This is a genomic window from Streptomyces sp. AC558_RSS880 (assembly GCF_019049255.1).
In the GTDB taxonomy this organism is placed as follows: domain Bacteria; phylum Actinomycetota; class Actinomycetes; order Streptomycetales; family Streptomycetaceae; genus Streptomyces.
This window is the reverse complement of sequence record NZ_JAGMUJ010000070.1, coordinates 14,944-33,433: the sequence shown is the minus strand read 5'-3', so window position 1 is coordinate 33,433 and position 18,490 is coordinate 14,944. Positions and strand designations below refer to the sequence as shown.

The window sequence follows — 18,490 nt, the reverse complement described above, 5'->3', positions numbered from 1 at the left end:
AGCACGCCGCGCTCGAGCATGAGCTCCTCGACCTCGCGGAAGCTGAGCGGGAAACGGAAGTACAGCCACACGCAGTGCGCGATCACCTCGACCGGGTATCGGTGGCCCTGGTATGGCGGTGACGCGGACGACACGAGCGAACCCCTCCCCGGCACAACCAACTCCAAGGTCATCCCAGGCCGGTCAGCCAACGTGACAACGCCCATCCGCCGCTTCGGCGAATACTCCACTCACGAAATCGGCATCCAGCCCGGACCGTACGACCCACACCTCGATGTCGACTTCAGCCCGCTGCGCGGCGACGGGCCGCCCGCGCCAGATGACTACGGCCAGGCGGCGTGACCCGCCTGGACCGGATCACAGAGCCTTGGTCGGGCACGGCCAACGTGATGGAGCACAACAGGACGTACACATGGCCGCGGTCCTGGGCTGCCGGGTGTCGGCCGGGTGCGCGATGTCACCCGCGAGCGCGTGTGCCGACGGACCAGGCGCCGCCAAGCCGTCGGGCGATTGCGGTGGCCCGGCAGCACATTGTCGGGCCACCGTCCGCTCAGGGGGTGTCGGTTCGCTTTTCGAGGCGGGTGCCGTTGCGAAGAGTGATCGACATCAGGTCGCTGGGGGCGTCCAGTTCCAGGCGGTGCCAGCGACCGCGGGGGACGATCACGGCGGTGCCTTCCTGCAACTGCACCATCTCCTCGGCGTCACCGGGCCCGTCGGGACGGAAGTAGAGACGGACACCGCCGGCCAGGCAGCACACGGCCTCCTCGGCTTCCGGGTGCATCTCCCAGTGGTCGGCGTGGACGTCGGCGTCGGTCTCCACGTGGAACGTGGCGATCTGCCAGGCGTCGGAGCCGCCGTTCGTCATCTGCCGTTCGACGGCTCGGACGTCGCCGTCGGGGTGGAAGTGCAGCGCCGAGGCGAACAGGTCGACGGTGGTGGTCTTCATGACGGTGTTCCTTCCATCTGGTTCTCCGCGGGGGCGGTGGATTGCGGGAGAGGTGTGACGGGCCGGCGGCGCGGCAGCACACCGATCGCCACGACCGCCGCGAGCACGAAAACGGCGGCGGCGATGGCCAGGCCCAGGGCGTAGCCGTCGTTGAGCGCGGCGGGGTCGGTGGCTGTGCCGGTGTGGTGCGCGGCAATGGTGGCCAGGGCAGCCAGGCCGATGGAGCCGCCGAGTTGGCGGGAGCTGTTCATAAGGCCGGAGGCCATGCCGGCCTCACGCGCAGCGACGCCGGTGGTCGCGGCGGCGGCGACCGGAGCCAGGACCAGTCCGGCGCCGACGCTGGTGACGAGGGAGGGGCCGAGCACGTCGGTGAGGAAACTGCCGTCGGGACTGATGAGGGCGAACCAGGCCAGGCCCGCGGCGGCCAGCAGGGCGCCGGGCACCAGGGACACACGGGGGGTGCGTGCCGCGGTGATGTGGGTCGCGACGATGGTTCCCGCGACCAGGCCCAGGGAGAAGGGCAGAAATGCGGTGCCGGTCGCTGCGGCACCCATGCCCAGGACCTGCTGCATGTACAGGGACACGAAGTAGAACGCCGTGAACTGCCCGGCCGCGGCAAGGAACACCAGCACGTTCGCGCCGGCGACCCAGCGGCTGCGCAGCAGGCCGAGGCGCAGCAGCGGTGCGTCGGCCCTCGACTCGGCGAAGACGAAGGCGGTCAGCAGTACGGCCGCGGCAGCGAGGGTCGCCCACGTGACCGGGGAGTCCCAGCCAAGGGTGTCGGTGCGGACGACACCGAGCACCAGCAGCCCGACTCCGCCGGTCGCCAGGACGGCGCCCAGCGCGTCCAGCCTTTCGCGCTGGGCGGGTGCTGTTCCGGCGGGCACCCCTGCGGGGATGAGCACGAGAGCCGCCATGACGATGGGCAGGTTGATCAGCATGACCCAGCGCCAGCCCGCGTACTCGGTCAGCAGCCCGCCTGCCAGCACGCCCAGCGCGCCACCTGCGGCGTTCACCGCGCTCCACACTCCGAGCGCGCGGACGCGCTGGGGGCCTTCGGTGAAGGTGGTGGTGAGCATCGCCAGCGCGGCCGGCGCGGCTGCGGCGGCGCCCAGGCCCTGCCCGGCGCGTGCGGCGATCAGTTGCCAGGGCGTCTGGGCCAGTCCGCCTGCCAGCGAGCACAGCCCGAAGACGGTCAGTCCCAGCACGAACATCCGACGCCGGCCGTACAGGTCGCAGGCGCGGCCCCCCAGCAGCAGGAACCCGCCGAACGTGAGCGCGTACACGTGCACGACCCACGACAGGTCGAGCGGCGCGAATCCCAGCGCGGTGCGGATCGCGGGTAACGCGACGTTGACCACGGACATGTCCAGGGCGACGACGAATTGGGCGACGGCGGCTGCCGCCAGCACCACGCTTGGCCTCTCCCGAGAGTTTTTATACATGTAAGAAAAGTTAGCGTCAGGGGTGGCCGTTGTCGACACCTGGGGGATGATGGGGGGCATGCCGCAACCGCCCGCACCACGCAAAACCCTGGGCCGACCTCCCCGTATCTCTCGCGAGGAGATCATCAAGACAGCCCGCCGGATCGTGACCGAGGGAGGCGTGGACCGACTGACCATGCGGCGGTTGGCCACGGAGGTCGGCAGCACGCCGATGGCGCTCTACCACCACGTCCGCGACAAGGAAGAACTGCTCGTCCTCCTGCTGGACGACTACGCCGCACGGACACTGCGCCGACCCGAACTGCCGGCCCACCCTCGCGAGCGGATCGTCGCCGCCGCCACCGCGATCCACGAGGCGCTCGCCGCCTGTCCCTGGATCGTGGAGGTACTGACCGCCGACGACCTGATGTCCACATCCGCACTGTGGTTCGTCGAGCAGATCGTTGACGGCCTGGTTGAATGCGGCCTCTCCCTCGACCGGGCCGTGCACGGCTACCGCTCGATCTGGTACTACACCGCCGGAGAGATCGTGGTCAGGACAACAGCGGCTCGGCGGCGCGCAGACGATGACCGCGCGACCTACCGGGAGCAGGTCTTCGCCGATCTCGACCCGAGCGAGCTGCCCCGCTTGGCGCAGGCCGCGGACCGCTGGGCGCCGCTGACCGCCGAGGACACCTACCAGGACGGGCTCCGGGCCCTGGTGGACGGCCTTCTCGTCAGCCGCTGACGACTTGCCGCCGTCGATGTGCCTGACCCCTGACACCACCTCAAGCGTTGGCAAACGATGGCGAGCTCAAGCGGACCGGGCGTCCAATGAACCTGCGGATTTCCGGGGTCGGCCGGGGCCCGAATCCAATCAGATCCGATGGTGATTACTGACAGGTTTGACGACAGATAGGGTCCGATCCTCCGTACGGAAGGGGCCCTCCGGTGGCGAACCTGGTATACAAGCGGGTCTCGACCGACCAGCAGTCGACCACCCGGCAGAACCTTGTCCTGGACGAGGCCGGGATCGAGGACCCGGTCGTCTTCGAGGAGGAGCCGGGCACCTCCAGCCGTCTCCATCCCCTCCGGCGGCCGAAGTTCCGCGAGCTGCTCACGTACGCGCGGCCGGGCGACACCGTGCACATCTCCGAGATGTTCCACCTCGTGCGCAGCACCGGGCACATCCTCGACGTGCTCGACGTCCTCCACCGCGACCAGGTGGCGCTGCGCATCCACGACGGCGCGTTCTCCGCGATGGACCTCACCGCCCGCCACCCCGCACCGGCGAGCTACTGTCCACCGTGAAATTCATGGTGCAGACCCGCGCCGCCGTCGGCGAGCTCCAGCGGGAGCTGACGTACGACGGGCTGCGGGCCGCCGAGGCCAAGGGCCGCAAGGGCGGCCGCCGCCCCACCGTGGCGGCCGACAAGACCGAGGCCGTGCGCGCCGCGTACCTGGAGGGCCGCTCCATCGCCGCCCTCGCCCGCGACCATGGCGTCAGCCGCGGCGCCATCCGCACCGCCGTCGCCGACCTCCTGCCCGCGCACACGGCCGGCGCCTCGGGCATCCCGGCCCCAGAACTGCCGGTCACCCTCGATATGCCGGGCAAGGTCGCCGACTTCCTCCGCACCTCCGAACTGAGCTGTCCCGAGTTTCGTAGAGTCCGGTGGTCTTGTTTCAGACGGACTGCGGGGCGGCTTCCTGTTGTCGCCACCGGTCGCGTTCGTATTCGGCGGGCGGTACGTAGGCGAGGGCGGAGAGGAGCCGTTCCTCGTGGTACCAGGTGACCCACTGGAAGATCGCCCGCTCGACCTGGTCGACGTCCCTCCAGGGGCCTTGCATCTCGATCCGCTCGGCCTTGAAGGTGCCGTTCAGCGCCTCGGCCATCGCGTTGTCGTAGCTGTCCGCGACCGAGCCGACCGAGGCCGAAGCCCCGATGTCGGCCAGCCTCTCGGTATACCGAATTGATACGTATGGAGACCCGCGGTCGCTGTGATGAATGAGGCCGGAGTCCTTCTTGGTCCTCCGTCTCCACAACGCCATTTCCAGGGCATCCAACGGCAGTTCGGTCCGCATGTGGTTCGCGACCTGCCGGCCGACAATCATCCGCGAGTACGCGTCCAGGACGAACGCCACGTAAGCCCACCCCGACCACGTGCGGACATACGTCATGTCCGCCACCCACAGCTGATCCGGCCGGGAGGCGGTGAAGTCACGGTCGACCAGGTCCGGCGGGCGGGGCGCCGACGGCTCCGGTACGGTGGTCCGCCGCCGCTGCCCGCGGATGACGTCCTCCAGGCCCAGCTCACGCATCAGCCGTTCGACGGTGCAGCGGGCCACGTCGACGCCCTTGCGCCGCAGCGCGCGGGTTACCCGGCGGCCGCCATAGGTACCGCCCGATTCGGCATGAACCTGCTCGATCAGCGGCATGAGCTGTTCGTCCCGCAGCCGTCGGGCCGACTTCGGCCGCTTCCTGCGGGCGTAGTACGCCGACTGGGACAGTCCCAGCACCCGGCACGCGAACCCGACCCCGAGGCCCTTGTCCCTGAGGTGCTCGATCACCTGGTCGGCCTCGTCCGGGGACGGTCGAGTTCCGCCGCAAAAAACGCGCTCGCGGCCTTCAGGATCTCGTTCGCCCGCTTCAACTCCGCGTTCTCGCGGCGGAGTTGCCTCAGCTCTTCCCGCTCGGCGGTGGTCAGCCGGTCGTGGCGTTCGCCGGTGTCCGCCTCGGCTTGGCGGACCCAGCCGCGCAGGGCCTCCTTGTGGATGCCCAGGTCCTTCGCGACATGCGCGATCGGACGGCCGGTGGTGCGGACCGCTCGGACGGCACGCTCGCGGAGCTCGTCCGGGTACTTGCGTGGTGCTGGCACTGCTCGTGGTTCTCCTTCGGGCCAGGATCATAAGCCCTGGCTTCAGGGACTCCACGAAACCGGGGTCAGCTCATCCCGCCGCACAGCGACGATGGACCGGGCGTCCTGACGTTGGCCGTTCGCCCTCTATGAGGTCTTGCTCCGCGCCCGCCGGCGCCGGCCTGGCGGCCGTTCAGACCGGCGGACGCGGCGACGTCACGCAGGGACGCCGAGCGGCGGGTGCTCGAGCACGCGGGGCTTGTACTCGACCAGCTGGATGCGGCCGTCGAAGGTGCGGTGCTCGATCATCTCGAGGGCAACGTCCGGATAGCCGTCGTAGATGCGTTCTTCGCCCGTGGCCCCGGTGATCACCGGGAACATCACGACCCGGAAGCGGTCGACGAGTCCGGCTCGCAGCAGGGACCGGCACAGGCTGAGGCTGCCGATCGTGCTGAGGAGCCCCGAGCCACTCGACTTCATGGCGCGGACCGCCTCGACGGCGTCGTCGCGGACGAGCGTGGAGTTGGCCCACGTCAGTGGCTCCTCGAGTGAGGAGGAGAACACCACCTTGGACGCTTGCGTGAGCTCGTCGACGGACGCCTCTTCTTCGGGCCTGAACTCGTCTTGGCCATTCGGGACCTCGCCCGCGGCGAAGCCCGACATCAGGCGGTAGGTGTTCGCTCCCATCAGGTAGGTGACCTCGGGCTGCTCGCCGAGCCATGCGAGGTACTCCGGGCCCTCGAGGCCCCAGAACCCGGGCCACCCCTCTCCCGATGCGTAACCGTCGAGGGAGGTGATGAAGTCGACGAGAAGCTCCGACATGGCACTTTCCTTTCCTGGGCTGTCACGAGCTTGGACCGGCCGGGAGCCGCAAACTCATCGGCCACGCTGTGGAGTGACGAGAAAACCCATGACGCTGCAGCCGATCAGGTCGGCCGAGCGGCACTGCTCCGGAGGGCCTGGAGCCCCACATGGTTGCACTGTGCACGCAGTCGGGTCATGATCTCCACGCGATGGGGAACGGCGGTTTGAGTTCTGCCAAAGCCCCAGCTCAGCCCCACCCGCGAACGGCCCCGACGATCTACACGATCCCGGAACTTGAAGCCGCCCTGGGGCGATGCCGCATGCTGGGTTCTCTCCTGATCTCGAAAAGAGGTGAGGGAGTGGGCGGCCGGCCTTTGCCGGTGCTGCGGCCGCCCGGGTGGGTCCCGTCCCGGCCTGTGTGGCTGGGACAGGGTTCGTCTACGCGGCCAGCCGGCGGATGACCGGGGCCGTGGACGTCATGCAGGTGTCGGGGCTGGGTTCGTAGCCCTTGTCGCGGGGGGCCGCAGATGCCCTGGGTACGCAGCGGTACTGGCGCAGAGCATTTGTTCTTCAGCTGCTGTATTCCTGGGCGAGAAGGTTCGTTGGTCCCCTCTGCGTGGCCCTGAGCTGTGGGAATTCGCTGGTCGAAACCGGGTCGGTACGGGATGCTGCACGCGTGATCGAGCGAGAAGCCGCCGTTCGGGCTGTCGAAGAGCAGCTGGAACGCGACTATCAGCAGTGGCGGGCTGTAAGCGCGGAAGCAGTGAGGACGGCCGTGGTCCGTGTCAAGGAGCACGAGCTGGTGTGGATCGTCTCCTGGCAGTCCGAGGACTTCGTGCGCACCCGGAACTCGAAGTACGCGCTGATCGGCAATGGGCCGTATCTGGTCGACCGCGTCGACGGGGGATTGCACCAGATCGGCGTCGTCTCCGCGGTAACCGGAGAGTGGGAGGTCGACTACCGGGCCCGGATACGCGGGCTGCCGGTGCGCACCGCAGTGGACGATCTACACGTCGCGCTCCGCGGAGTCGCCGCTACGCGCGGACGAACGCATGCTGTGCGGACACTGCGCCAGAGGCTGCCTGTGCTCTCGCCCGCGGAGGCCATCGAGTACGTGGGCGCGTTGCTGGAGGGTGATGCACCCGCCCGCCTCGGGCCGTCGCCACCGAGGAACTCGTGGAGCCTTTCAACCCGGTGCTTGCGGTGAAGACCGTTCTGAGCGGGGCGGCGGTCCGAGCCGGTCAGAGACCCGAGGGATGACTGGAAAGCCAGTCGGCATGCCGACCGCGCATCGCGTCCCGTTCTTCGGGTGTGGCGAGGAAGACGTCGGCGCCACCGTCGTAGGGGTGGTGGATGCGCTGCATGCGGGTGTCGGCGATGAGGATTCCCGCCACCTTGTCGTCGGCGGTATCCCGGAGCAAGTTGTCGATGCAGCCGCGCTGCCAGGGCCGGCGGGCGGCGAAGAGGTGGCAGTACGTGCGGAACTCAGGGTCAGGATCGTCCTCCACCAGCAGGCTCTGCCAGTACCCCGTGACGGCTTCCGATGACGGAACCTCGGCTTCGGTCGTCCAGAGCGGAGTGATGACATACACGTCCGCACCGGCGAACAACTCATCGAGGACGGTGTTGTAACGCTCCAGGACGACGGTGTACTCGCTCTCGTCCTCCGCATATCGCTTCGACTCCGGCAGGCTGTGAAAACGTACCCAGACGTCCCGATACGGGTCTCGGAGCTTGTACCCGACCGGAGGGCAACTGGGCCAATGCTGCTGCCACAGCTCTGTGAGATCTGTCTGCTCGTCTCCAGACACCTGCCGCACTCGTCCTCTCGCATGTGACCCTACCGACGCCATGATGTCGGGGCTCACCCACGAGAGAAACCGACTTCTTGGCCGCCGCTTCGCCGGCTGCTGATGCAGCCGGTCCAGTCGCGCTTGGCCAGGGTGACCCACCGGGTTGCATTGCTCACGCTGGTGCCGGTGACTTCAGTGAGGATTGACGCAGGAACGTTGGCGGCCAGGGCCAGGTGGGCGGCGTTGCGACCGGCGAGTCCTTTGAGCTCGTGCTTGCGGAGTTGAAGCTGGATCGACTACAGGCCCAGCGATGGTCTGCCCCGGGTCTGGTGGAGTCGGGTTGCTGGAGGATTGACCGATCCAGCAGCATCCGGAGGCCGTCATGCCCCGCAGCTATCCGCCCGAGTTCCGCCGCCGGGTCCTCGACCTTGTCGCATCCGGCCGCAAGGTCGCCGAGGTCGCCCAGCTCCTGGGCGTCAGCGACCAGACGATCTACAACTGGCGCCGCCGGCACCTGATCGACACCGGGCAGATCCCCGGCACCACCAGCAGCGATCAGGCTGAGCCGGCCGCGGCCCGCAAGCGCATCGCCGAGCTCGAGACCGAGCTGGCCATCCACCGCCGGGCCGCGGAACTCCTCGGCGAGGCGACCCGCCCCAAAGGCGGTACGAAGCCATCCGCGTGATGGCTGACGAGGACCTGCCGGTCCAGCCGGCCAGCCGCGCACTGCACGTCGCGGAGTCCGGCCACTACGCTTGGAAGAACCGCCCGCCCTCGGCCCGCACGGTCCGGCACGCCTGGCCGGCCGAGGCCATCATCGGCATCCACACCGCCTCACGCGGCACCTACGGCTCCCGCCGGGTGCACGCCGAGCTCGCCCTGGGCCTGGGCATCCACGTGCACCATGGCGCCGTGGAACTGCTGATGCAGCGGGCCGGCCTGCACGGCCTGCCGGGCAACCGCACCCGTCGGCGGCCCAGGCCGCAGGCACCGTCGGCCGCCGACCTGGTGGAACGCAACTTCACCCGTCACGCCCGGAACCAGTTGTGGGTCACCGACATCACCGAACATCCCACGACGGAGGGCAAGGTGTACTGCGCGGTGGTCCTGGACGCCTTCGCCCGCCGGGTGGTGGGCCGGTCCATCGACGCATCCCCGACCGCCGCATCGGCCACCCACGCACTGAGCATGGCCATCGGCAACCGCCGTCCCCAGCCCGGCGGCACCATCATCCACTCCGATCACGGAGTGCGGTTCGGCTCCTGGGCGTTCACCGAACGGGCCCGCGCCTCCGGTCTTCTGCCGTCCATGGGCTCGATCGGGGACTGCGTGGACAACGCGATGAGGGAGTCCTTCTGGGCCCGGTCCAGGTGGAACTGCTCAACCGCCGGCGCTGGCGGACCAGACTGGAACTGTCCACGGCCCTCTTCGAGTACCTGGAGATCTTCCACAACCGCCAGCGCAGACACTCGGCCTGGAAATGCTCACTCCGGTCGAGTACGAACTACGTGCAGCACCTGTAGCGTAAAACCAAGCGACACGACTCCACCAAACTCAGGACACTCCGCGGACTCTACGAAACTCGGGACAGCTCACACCGACCTCTACATCAAGCAGAAGGCCTTCCACAGCCAGTTCGCGGCGGACGTTCCCCGCAGGACCACCGAACTGATGGCCGCCACCCAACGCCCCATCACCGACGCGGCGCTCAACGACACCGCCACGGAAGCCGCGTGGAAGACGACCCCCTCATGGGCTCTGACCACGACGCGGGATCTCAACATCCCCATCGCCGCACAGCGCCTCATGGCCGACCGCGCGGGCTCCCACACCCGGGAAGTCAAGGCCTCACATGCCGTGACCGTTTCCCAACCACAGGCCGTGGCACGGTTGATCAAGCAGGCGGACCACGCCACCCGGTGATGCGGGCCCACCGGCCGACCGTCCAGGTGGCGTGACAGTCTCCCGTCACCAGGCTCCTATCATCCTGATCACCAGATCGAGTGGACCCATTTCCAACTGAGCCGGCCTTCGCCGCTGAGGGAGGCTGCCGCGCGTGGCCTCCCTCACCGGGTGACCGCTCCGGTGGTCCCAAGGCCGTCCACCGGAGCGCGACCACACCGACAGGGCCCGGGTCTTCGACCCGGGCCCTGTCGGAACGGGCCCTTCGGCCCTCGCTCTGCTGCCCTCGCCCTACCGGACCGTGAGGTAGGCGCGGTCGATCGTCTGGACCAGGGTGTTGCCGTCACGGTCGGTCAGCTTGGCACGCAGGGAGACGGTGCCCGGCTGCGCGGGGTGGTTCAGCGACAGGTGGGTGCCGTTGACGGCTCTGGCCGTGGTCCAGGTCCTGCCGTCGTCGTAGGACACCTCGAACTCCAGCTTCTTGGCTGTCCGAGCGGTGGCCGTGCCCTCCACGGTGAAGGGCACCTGGAACCTCTCGCCGGCCTTCGCCGTACTGGTCAGTGACAGCCCGGGGGAGAAGCGGACCACGGACAGCGGCAGCCGGGCCCAACTGTCCCCGGACACGCCGGCCGACCTGAACGTCCACTGCGCCCGCACGCGGGTGCTTACCGCGAGTAGCTCGGGGTCCCGGGAGGCGTCGACACTCAGTTCGTACCGGCCGTCCCCGGCGGGGACGGTGTACTCGGCGATGTCCAGCGGATCGCCCTCGGCGGGGATCTCTTCGCCGTCGGCGCGGAGCGAACTCTCCAGCTCCGTGTAGCCGCTGCTGCTCTCATGCCCGTCACTGTCGCCGAACATGGGCAGATGCGCCTTGATCGTGTTCCCGCTCCGCGCGATCCCGGGACGCCCCCACCGCGGTTCACCCTCACCCGGGGGCAGGAGCGGACCGAAGACACCGACGTTGAACCGCGCGGTGTAGCTCTTCTTCGGCTGGTACGCCGTGAACCTTCCCATCTGCGCGTTCCCCGACTCCCACTGGTGTACGGAGTAGGACCACTTGACGCCGTTGCCGAGGACGTATTCAGAGGTCCGCAGCGGCAGTTGGCGCTGGGTGGGGGTGCTGAAGTCGGCTGCGAACTCGCCGATGGGTGTCAGGGGCATCACCGCGACCTGAGCGGTTGGCTCAGGGCCGGGCCTGCCGGCCGCGAAGTCGATCTCGGCCAACTGCTCGCGCCGGACGTCGGCGGTGAAGCCGCCGAGCGAACCCGTACGGTTCCACGCGAGACGGTAGTTCACTGCGCGCCCGTCGGCCGGCTGACGTGTCCAGAAACCGCTGTACTGGGCGTATGCCGCGTCCTTCGGCGCCTCCGGGCCGATGTGACCGACCTTGAAGCTCTGGAAATCGGGGAAGTCGAAGATGGACGGCGTAAAGCCCAAGGGCTGCCCGTCGGAGCGGGTGTAGCCCGGGATGAGCTGGGCGTGGTGGTTCTCGGCTCCCGCGTCGGGGACGGTGATGCGCGTGGGCTTGGCCTCCCGGGCGTCCATGACGACCGTGGTGTCCTCGGTCAGCTGCAGGGCCGGGGCCAGGAAGAGGGAGTCGGGAGCGGCGGACTCGCCACTGGCGTTGAGGATCCCGGTGAGCGCATAACCGCCCTTGGGCAGGCGCACCGTGATCTCGCCGTCCGTCGCGTCGGCGAACTCCTGGTAGTAGTCGCGGTCCCGGCCGTCGATCGTCGTGAAACCCTTGCCGGTCGGCTTGCCGTCGTTGTCCAGGTGCTTGATGGTCAGGTCGTACGACTCGATCTCGCGCTCCACGCCGAAGGCGGTGCGCACCCGGGTCCGGCCGTCGGCCGAGACTGCGGTCACCGAGCCGCCGTACGAGCCGTAGGCCTCGCCGCCGACGCGCGTATCGGCGGTCACCGTGGTGCTCGCCGCACCGCCCGCCGCAACGGTGAGCTGCCGCGACGACATCTCGAACATGCCCTCGGGGGCGGGCCCGCCGTCCATCCCGAGTGCCTCGATTGCCAGGTCCAGGACGACCGGCTCGGTGCCGAGATTGCGGTACGTGATCTCCTTCGTCACCGGCTCGTCATCGGTGTGAGGCCACTTCGGGCGGCCGAAGCCGATCGGCCCCTGCTCGGCGACGACGGTCTGCCCGATCGCCCGGGCCACATCGGTGCGGCCGGTGCCCTGCTGGTACGCGCTGTACGGGCCGGGCTCAGCGGAAGCGGTGAGCGCCGCCTTGATCCGCTCGCCGGTCCAGTCCGGGTGCTGCTGCGCCAGGATGGCGGCGGCGCCCGCGACATGGGGAGTGGCCATCGACGTGCCCCTCTGGGTGGCGTAACCGGGCGTCCCCGAGGGGAACACCTGCTCCATTTCGCTCGCGGTGGAGGCGGCAGCCGTGATGTCGACGCCCGGTGCGGTCAGGTCCGGCTTGACTCCTCCGTCACCGACGCGCGGGCCGCGGCTGGAGAAGTCGGCGAGCTTGTCGGCCTTGTCGACCGCGCCGACCGTCAGCGCGGACTCGGCGCTGCCGGGCGATTCGACGGTGCTCTCGCCGTCCTTGCCCGCGTTGCCCGCGGCGATGACGAACAGCGTGTCCGTCTCGGCGGAGAGACGGTTGACCGTCTCCTCCAGCGGGTCGATGCCCTGGGTGTCGGTGCCGCCCAGACTGAGGTTGACGACCTGGGCGCCCTCGGCGACCGCCCACTCCATGCCCGCGATGATGTCGGACTCCCAGCCGCCGCCGCTGTCGTCCAGGACCTTGCCGTCCAGGATGCGCGCGCCCGGCGCGACGCCCTTGTACCTGCCCTGCGACCCGGCACCCGTACCGGCCACCGTCGAGGCCACATGGGTGCCGTGGCCGACTCGGTCGACGCTGTCCTCGGCGTCGGAGAAGTTCCGTTCGGCGATCTCCTGGCCCGCCAGGTCGGGGTGCGTCTGGTCGACGCCGGTGTCCAGCACGGCGACCTTGACGCCCGTGCCGTCGAACCCGGCGCCCCAGGCCGTCGGCGCGCCCGTCTGGGCCACGCTCTTGTCCAGGCCGGCCTGGCGTTTGCCGTCCAGCCAGACTTTCACCACCTTCTTCACCGCCGGTGAGCCGGACAGCCGCGCCGTGCCCTGTCCACCGTCCCCGCCGTCGGTGAAGGTGTCCCAGAACGCGGAGTGGCCGTGCTTGTCGGCCCGTAGCGCCACGCCGTTGACGCTGGTCAGCTCCTGGCCGGCCTTGGCCCGTGCGTCGCGGAAGGCGCTCGCGGGGGGTGTCTCGTCCCCGGCGTAGGTGACGATCAGCGGCAGGTCGGACCGGCTCGTGTCGTCGTACCCGTACGCGACGAGTTGCGTCACGTCGAACAGCCGCCGGTCGAGCTTTCCCTGGGCGACAGCCGGCGCCGCGTCGCCCGGTATGACGAAGCTGTGCCCGTCGACCTTCCGGACCGAGAACGACGCGCCCTCGCGCCCCTTGGCCCTCTCGATCCCGGCGACAGAGCCGTCCGCGGCGATCGACACCTTGTCGCCGGTGATCAGCGTCACCGTTTTGGCGCTCTTCGCCCCCGGAACGGACAGGGCCCTCCCTGAGCCTGCCGGAGCGTCATCAGGGGTCAGGGCGACGGCCTGGCTCACCCCCGGCATCCCGGTCGCGGTGACTACGGCGGCCATGGCGAGAGCCCCCAGCGGGGCGGCCGCACGTATTCGTCTGCCGGGAGATAAGGACATGCTCATGCCATCTCTTTCGTCGGGGGATGAAGGAACGAAGGGCTGGAGCACACAGGCCCGCCCCGCGATGACTCCGAGGTGGGAACGTCACGCCGTCCCACGCCGGCCAGGACAGGCCGGCAGTGGGTCCGCCGCCGGAGGCAGACCGCCCGGGCCGCGGGACCGGGATGCCGAAGACCTCGCGTGCTGAGCGATCACGGTCGTTGAGGCTAGATCCGCTGTGTGACCGGACCTGGCTCGGCCGATAACGGAACCGCATCGGCCGATCCGAGGATGTGCTCGGGGACCGCCACTTGGCCGACGGCAGGCGACCGCGGCCACGTCAGCCAAAGATGCGCCCGCCGCGCCGACGGACGGTCTCACCGACCGCACATTCCCGTCCGTCGTGCCCACTGCACACCGTGGCGGTAGTCGGCGTGAGCAGGTCCCCGCGTGCCGTGTGGTCCTGCCGTCACCGCCGCACCCGGTTGGCGACGGCCCGCAACGTGCGCGGGCCGCGTCGGCCCAGCCACCGCCGTTCTCCACGCGAAAGCCGTTGGCCGCGGCCGCCACGGCCCGAACCTGATCGACGACGCTGTCCTCCAGCCTTTCGAGCGGTTCCTCATCCTGGCGGCGCAGCGCAGCGAACAGGTCGGCGGTTGCCTGGCCATGAACCGCTTTTCCGCGATGCTCTGGCCGGCCCGGCAGGCCGCCAGCGTCCGGGCGGTGACCACGTACTCGGGCACTGTCACGTTGACTGACCGGGTGGGATGATCTTCTGGTTGGTCATGCCGGGAGGGGGCGTCCGTGGACAGCGCGCCGCCGTCGTACAAGGGGCACCGGTACCCGGTGGAGATCATCGCGCACTGCGTGTGGCTGTGCTTTCGCTTCCCGCTCGGCTTTCGCGAGGTCGAGGAACTGATGCTGGAGCGCGGCGTGCTCGTCTCCTATGGGACGGTCCGCCGCTGGTGCGCCAAGTTCGGGCAGACCCACGCCGGCGCGCTGTGCCGTCGGCGGCCCCGCCCCGGGGACAAATGGCACCTGGATGAGGTCTTCATGAAGATCAACGGAAAGCGGAAGTACCTGTGGCGGGCCGTGGACCCCGACGGCACTGTCCTGGACATCCCCGTACAGAGCCGGCGGGACACCGCTGCGGCCCGGCGCTTCTTCCGCAGGCTGCTGAAGAAGACCCATACGGTGCCCAGGGCGGTCGTCACCGACAAGTTGCGCTCCTGCAGCGCGGCCCACCGCGAGGTCATGCCCTCCGTTGAGCACCGCTCGCACAAGGGCCTGAACAATCGGGCAGAGAACAGTCATCAGCCGACAAGGCAGCGCGAACGCGCGATGAAAGGCTTCCGCAGTACCGGTGGGGCCCAACGGTTCCTGGCTGCCTTCAGCGGCATCTCACCGCACTTCCGGCCCCGCCGGGGCCTGAACACCGGCCCGAAGCCCGGTCCCCGCCACATGCCTCACGCGCTGTCAGAGAACCACTCAATAACGTGACAGCGCCTTCAGCACATCGGGCATCAGGTCTAGGGGCGAACTGATCTCCGCCTCGATCGGTCCGGTCCGATGTGCTTGGTGTCTCAGCTGGACTGTTCAGCGGAGGGGCTGATGGCGCTGTCCGTGCCGTAGAAGCGGCCCTGGTCGCACAGGGCGTCGATCTCGGCGTTGTCTTCCTCGCTCAGTTGTGCATCCAGCGCGACACTGATGACGCGTCGGGCGCGGGCCAATCGCCGAGCGACATCCCAGTCTGCGATGAATGTGCCGACGGTGTACTCGTCGGCGGTTCCGGCTGCCTGACGGGATCCGAGCCGGTCAAGAGAAACGACGAACTCGTTCAGGTCCTGCAGCACTGCGACGACCTCGCTGAGGGGCATGCGGATCTCTCGGGAGAACATGTCCATCAGCCGATTCAACTCCAGAGTCGATGCTCGGGTCCAGATCCCGATCTTGCTGGTAGGGGCTGGTCCGGGAACGGGTGCGGCCACCGGTGATCATCGGTGTGTGAAGACAGAAAATCTGACGGTTGCCGCAGGTCACAGCATAGATCCTGCCGCTGGCAGAAAGCATTCGAGGCTCTGAGGGGCCGTATCGCGGGACGGTTTACCCGGGTGGAATTCCGGCGCCGGGCACGGTCGTTCGTGCTCGGACTGTTGTCGGACCTGCCGCGCAAGAACTGCTGGACACTCGCCGAGCAGGCCGGGGACGCGAACCCCCACGGTCTGCAACACCTGCTGTCGAGGGCCGAGTGGGATGCCGACGCGGTACGCGATGACATCCGCGGCTTCGTCGTCGAACACCTGCACCACGAGGATGCGGTGCTGGTCGTGGAGGAGACTGGCGACCTGAAGAAAGGCACGCACACGGTGAGGGCGCAGCGCCAGTACACCGGCACCGCCGGGCGCATCGAGAACTCCCAGGTCGCCGTCTACCTTGCCTACTCGACTCCGTTCGGGCACGCGGCGATAGACCGGGAGCTGTATGTCCCGCGCCCATGGACCGAGGACGCAGCCCGCTGCCGGGCCGCGGGGACACCCGACAACGTCTCCTTCGCTACGAAGCCCGCCCTCGCAGTCCGTATGATCACCCACGCGCTGGACGTCGGGGTCCCCGCATCCCGGGTGGCCGGCGACGAGGCCTACGGAGCCAACCCGCACCTGCGCGTCGCCCTGGAGAAACGGCAGGTCGGCTACGTACTCGCCGTCGCCCGTGACCACCAGATCACCACCCGCACGGGGACGTTCCGCGCCGACGCCCTGATCAAGAAGCTACCGCGGAGGGCCTGGCAGAAACTCTCCGCCGGCGCCGGAGCCAAGGGACACCGCTTCTACGACTGGGCCCTGGCCGACCTCGCCGACAACCGGCCCGGCCACCACCAGTTGCTCGTCCGCCGCAACCGGTGAACTCGCCTTCTACCGCTGCTACTCAGCCGCCCAGGTGCCGCTGTCCACCCCGGTGCGGGTCGCCGGACGCAGATGGACCGTCGAGGAGACCTTCCAGTCCGGCAAGGGCCTGGCCGGACTGGACGAACACCAGGTCAGACGTTGGATGCCCTGGCACCGCTGGGTCACCTTCGCGATGCTCGACCACGCCTTCCTCACCGTCGTCCGCGCCGACGAACATGCCCGCCACCCAAAGCCGGACGAACTGATACCGCTCACCTGCAACGAAATCCAGCGCCTGTTCACCGCGCTCGTCATCCGGCCCGTCCACGGCAGGACCCACCGGCTCGACTGGCCCCACTGGCGACGCCGCCACCAGGCTCGATCCCAGGCCAGCCACTACCGGCGACAAGCCGCCCAGACATGAAGATCGCGATCTACAGCTGGAGTATTACCGGTAGTTCGTTAAATTGGGCGGTGGTGTGGGTTGACGACAGGTCGGGTCGGTTGGCCGTAGGCCGGTGGGTAGGAGTCAACTGCCTTGCTGGAGGCTGGATATGACTGCTCGCCGTCCGTGCCCGCCTGCGCCGGGGCCGTTGGAGGAGTACGCGGCCCGGTTCGACGACCTCTTCTTCGGCCTGGCACAGCGGCGGGGGTTTCGCGAGTACCTGACGGGACTGCTGGCGCCGCGGGAGCGGAACAAGACGATCACCTGTCTGGCAGGGGCGGAGCCGGTGGCCGGTGGCCGGTGCGGGGATGCCGGGGGTGCAGCGGCTGCAGTTCTTCCTGTCCGAGTCTCCCTGGGAGGACGAGCGGGTCAACGACCGGCGGCTTGAGCTGCTGTGTGCAGATTCGGCGACGGCTCCGCACGATGGTGGGGTCATCATGATCGACGACTCCGGGGACCGCAAGGACGGCACGGCGACCGCGCACGTGGGCCGGCAGTGGCTGGGCCGTCTGGGCAAGACGGACAACGGCATCGTCACGGTGACCACGGTGTGGACCGACGGCCGTGTGTACTACCCGCTGCACGCGACTCCGTACACCCCCGCCCGATCATTTCTCCCGCGGCCGCTCCGATCCGGCCTTCCGCACGAAACCGCAACCGGCTGCTGCCCTCGCGGCCCGCGGGAAGGAGGCGGGCTTCGGCTGCCGGGCGGTGGTCGCCGACTGCGCCTCCTCGGTCAGCGACGACTGGTACCTCGCACTGCGCGAGGCCGGCCTGGCCTACGTGGTCGCGTTCGAGCCGCACCGCGGCACCTGGGCTCCGGCCGACCAGCCACACACCCCCGTCGACGCCGCCCACGCCCTGACCTGGCGCGATGCCAAGCGCCCCGGAGACTGGACACCCGTGGAGCGTCACTTCCGCGACGGACACACCGAGACCTGGTGGGCCGCTGACGCCCGCCTGGGCGGCTACGGCCCCGACTCACCCTGCCGACTGGTCGTGGCCACCACCGACCCAGCCGGCCTGCCGGAGAAGGCCACCTGGTACCTGGCCACCAACCTGCCCCACCCCGAAGCACCCCATGCCACCACCAGCCCGCACCCGCCGGCCGACCTTGCCGAGATCGTCCGCCTCTACGGCCTGCGGCCCTGGATCGAGCAAAGCTACAAGCAGATCAAGGACGAACTCGGCTGGGCCGACTTCCAGGTCCGCTCCGACCGCGCCATCCGCCGCCACCAGACCCTGGTCAACTGCGCCTTCTCCTTCTGCTGGGGCCAGTGGTTCTCCCCACCCGGACCCCTGGATGCCACCGCGCCGGACCCGTGCCCCGACGAGGGGCCAGAGAGGGGGACCGGCCCCGTCCCACCAGCCCCAACAGCCTTGCTGGCCCAGGGCCTTACGCGCCATCCGTTCCTGGCTCACCACCGCCGTCACCCTCAACCGATGGTGGCAAGCCTGGACGGACAAGGACCCGCCCGCTGAGCTCCAGGCCCTGATCGACGCGGTCACCACCGGACACGGCATTGATCTCTACCGCCGGATTCAACGAACTACCGGTAACGCGCCGACCGCCGCTCCGAGGACCGCGGCTGTCCCTGAATCCATGAGTTCGAAGAGAAGCACTACGCCGAGCCGGCAGCGACCGAACGAGCGAACCTGAAACCCCGCCAACCCGCTCTGGCCAGCTGATCAGCCCCTCCGGGCAACGGGGAACCTCAGACGAACATGGTCGGAGTTTCC

At 69.0% G+C, this 18,490-nt stretch carries 13 protein-coding genes and 4 pseudogenes; 9 read left to right on the top strand and 8 right to left on the bottom strand.

Translation table 11 applies throughout. The features are described 5' to 3' along the window. From KUM38_RS43635 to KUM38_RS22185, 3 genes and pseudogenes are all read right to left on the bottom strand, one after another. Positions 1–134, bottom strand: a pseudogene (locus tag KUM38_RS43635) (IS6 family transposase); the annotation flags it as partial. Between the two features lie 416 nt (positions 135–550). After that, complete coding sequence (locus tag KUM38_RS22190) at positions 551–946, bottom strand: cupin domain-containing protein (RefSeq protein ID WP_217131176.1); 396 nt, start codon at positions 944–946, stop codon at positions 551–553. Then, entirely contained in the window at positions 943–2,391 is a 1,449-nt protein-coding gene (locus KUM38_RS22185; protein ID WP_217131175.1) for an MFS transporter, read from the bottom strand. Before KUM38_RS22185 ends, KUM38_RS22190 begins: the two co-directional genes overlap by 4 nt. A gap of 58 nt (positions 2,392–2,449) precedes the next feature. Here KUM38_RS22185 and KUM38_RS22180 point away from each other — a divergent pair, with 58 nt between their 5' ends. Next, entirely contained in the window at positions 2,450–3,118 is a 669-nt protein-coding gene (locus KUM38_RS22180) for a TetR/AcrR family transcriptional regulator (protein WP_217131174.1), read from the top strand. A gap of 203 nt (positions 3,119–3,321) precedes the next feature. Next, positions 3,322–3,681, top strand: coding sequence for a recombinase family protein (locus KUM38_RS42025; RefSeq protein ID WP_308409014.1), 360 nt, complete (start codon positions 3,322–3,324; stop codon positions 3,679–3,681). Between the two features lie 372 nt (positions 3,682–4,053). Here the strand turns inward: KUM38_RS42025 and KUM38_RS22170 are convergent. Both KUM38_RS22170 and KUM38_RS22165 read right to left on the bottom strand, forming a co-directional pair. Further along, a protein-coding gene (locus tag KUM38_RS22170; protein ID WP_308409013.1) for an IS3 family transposase occupies positions 4,054–5,246 on the bottom strand; the annotation gives its coding sequence in 2 pieces (ribosomal slippage) (positions 4,054–4,976 and positions 4,976–5,246; 1,194 coding nt in all). A 195-nt stretch (positions 5,247–5,441) separates the two neighbouring features. Continuing rightward, positions 5,442–6,047, bottom strand: coding sequence for a dihydrofolate reductase family protein (locus tag KUM38_RS22165; RefSeq protein WP_217131173.1), 606 nt, complete (start codon positions 6,045–6,047; stop codon positions 5,442–5,444). Positions 6,048–6,705: 658 nt separating this feature from the next. Between KUM38_RS22165 and KUM38_RS22160 the strand changes: the two genes are divergently transcribed. Further along, entirely contained in the window at positions 6,706–7,236 is a 531-nt protein-coding gene (locus KUM38_RS22160) for a YrhB domain-containing protein (protein ID WP_308409012.1), read from the top strand. A gap of 34 nt (positions 7,237–7,270) precedes the next feature. Here the strand turns inward: KUM38_RS22160 and KUM38_RS22155 are convergent, their stop codons facing one another. Next, entirely contained in the window at positions 7,271–7,840 is a 570-nt protein-coding gene (locus KUM38_RS22155; protein WP_217131172.1) for a hypothetical protein, read from the bottom strand. Between the two features lie 364 nt (positions 7,841–8,204). Between KUM38_RS22155 and KUM38_RS43630 the strand changes: the two are divergent. Further along, positions 8,205–9,350 (top strand): annotated as a pseudogene (locus KUM38_RS43630) (IS3 family transposase). Between the two features lie 143 nt (positions 9,351–9,493). Then, complete coding sequence (locus KUM38_RS43625) at positions 9,494–9,745, top strand: hypothetical protein (protein ID WP_374227067.1); 252 nt, start codon at positions 9,494–9,496, stop codon at positions 9,743–9,745. Between the two features lie 270 nt (positions 9,746–10,015). Here the strand turns inward: KUM38_RS43625 and KUM38_RS22140 are convergent, their stop codons facing one another. Then, a complete protein-coding gene (locus KUM38_RS22140; RefSeq protein WP_254397580.1) occupies positions 10,016–13,444 on the bottom strand; it encodes a S8 family serine peptidase in 3,429 nt (1,142 codons plus the stop codon). A gap of 780 nt (positions 13,445–14,224) precedes the next feature. On the opposite strand from KUM38_RS22140, the gene KUM38_RS22135 reads away from it, so the two are divergent. Further along, positions 14,225–14,920: an IS6 family transposase gene (locus tag KUM38_RS22135; RefSeq protein ID WP_374227066.1), complete on the top strand. Its 696-nt coding sequence runs from the start codon at positions 14,225–14,227 to the stop codon at positions 14,918–14,920. An 83-nt stretch (positions 14,921–15,003) separates the two neighbouring features. On the opposite strand, the gene KUM38_RS22130 is transcribed toward KUM38_RS22135, so the two are convergent. Then, positions 15,004–15,324, bottom strand: a complete 321-nt coding sequence (locus tag KUM38_RS22130) for a hypothetical protein (RefSeq protein ID WP_217131169.1) — start codon at positions 15,322–15,324, stop codon at positions 15,004–15,006. 174 nt (positions 15,325–15,498) lie between these two features. On the opposite strand from KUM38_RS22130, the pseudogene KUM38_RS22125 reads away from it, so the two are divergent. The 3 genes and pseudogenes from KUM38_RS22125 (at position 15,499) to KUM38_RS42005 (ending at position 18,232) form a co-directional block, all read left to right on the top strand. Beyond that, positions 15,499–16,729 (top strand): annotated as a pseudogene (locus tag KUM38_RS22125) (IS701 family transposase). Positions 16,730–17,058: 329 nt separating this feature from the next. Beyond that, positions 17,059–17,292: pseudogene (locus KUM38_RS42010) on the top strand (transposase); the annotation flags it as partial. 169 nt (positions 17,293–17,461) lie between these two features. Next, entirely contained in the window at positions 17,462–18,232 is a 771-nt protein-coding gene (locus tag KUM38_RS42005) for a hypothetical protein (protein WP_374227069.1), read from the top strand. Positions 18,233–18,490: the final 258 nt, after the last annotated feature.

Excerpts from the sequence above, each read along its gene's own strand:
- KUM38_RS22190 (WP_217131176.1), bottom strand. The coding sequence starts at position 946 with ATGAAGACCACCACCGTCGACCTGTTCGCCTCGGCGCTGCACTTCCAC.
- KUM38_RS22185 (WP_217131175.1), bottom strand. The coding sequence starts at position 2,391 with ATGTATAAAAACTCTCGGGAGAGGCCAAGCGTGGTGCTGGCGGCAGCC.
- KUM38_RS22180 (WP_217131174.1), top strand. The coding sequence starts at position 2,450 with ATGCCGCAACCGCCCGCACCACGCAAAACCCTGGGCCGACCTCCCCGT.
- KUM38_RS22165 (WP_217131173.1), bottom strand. The coding sequence starts at position 6,047 with ATGTCGGAGCTTCTCGTCGACTTCATCACCTCCCTCGACGGTTACGCA.
- KUM38_RS43625 (WP_374227067.1), top strand. The coding sequence starts at position 9,494 with ATGGCCGCCACCCAACGCCCCATCACCGACGCGGCGCTCAACGACACC.
- KUM38_RS22140 (WP_254397580.1), bottom strand. The coding sequence starts at position 13,444 with ATGAGCATGTCCTTATCTCCCGGCAGACGAATACGTGCGGCCGCCCCG.
- KUM38_RS22130 (WP_217131169.1), bottom strand. The coding sequence starts at position 15,324 with ATGGACATGTTCTCCCGAGAGATCCGCATGCCCCTCAGCGAGGTCGTC.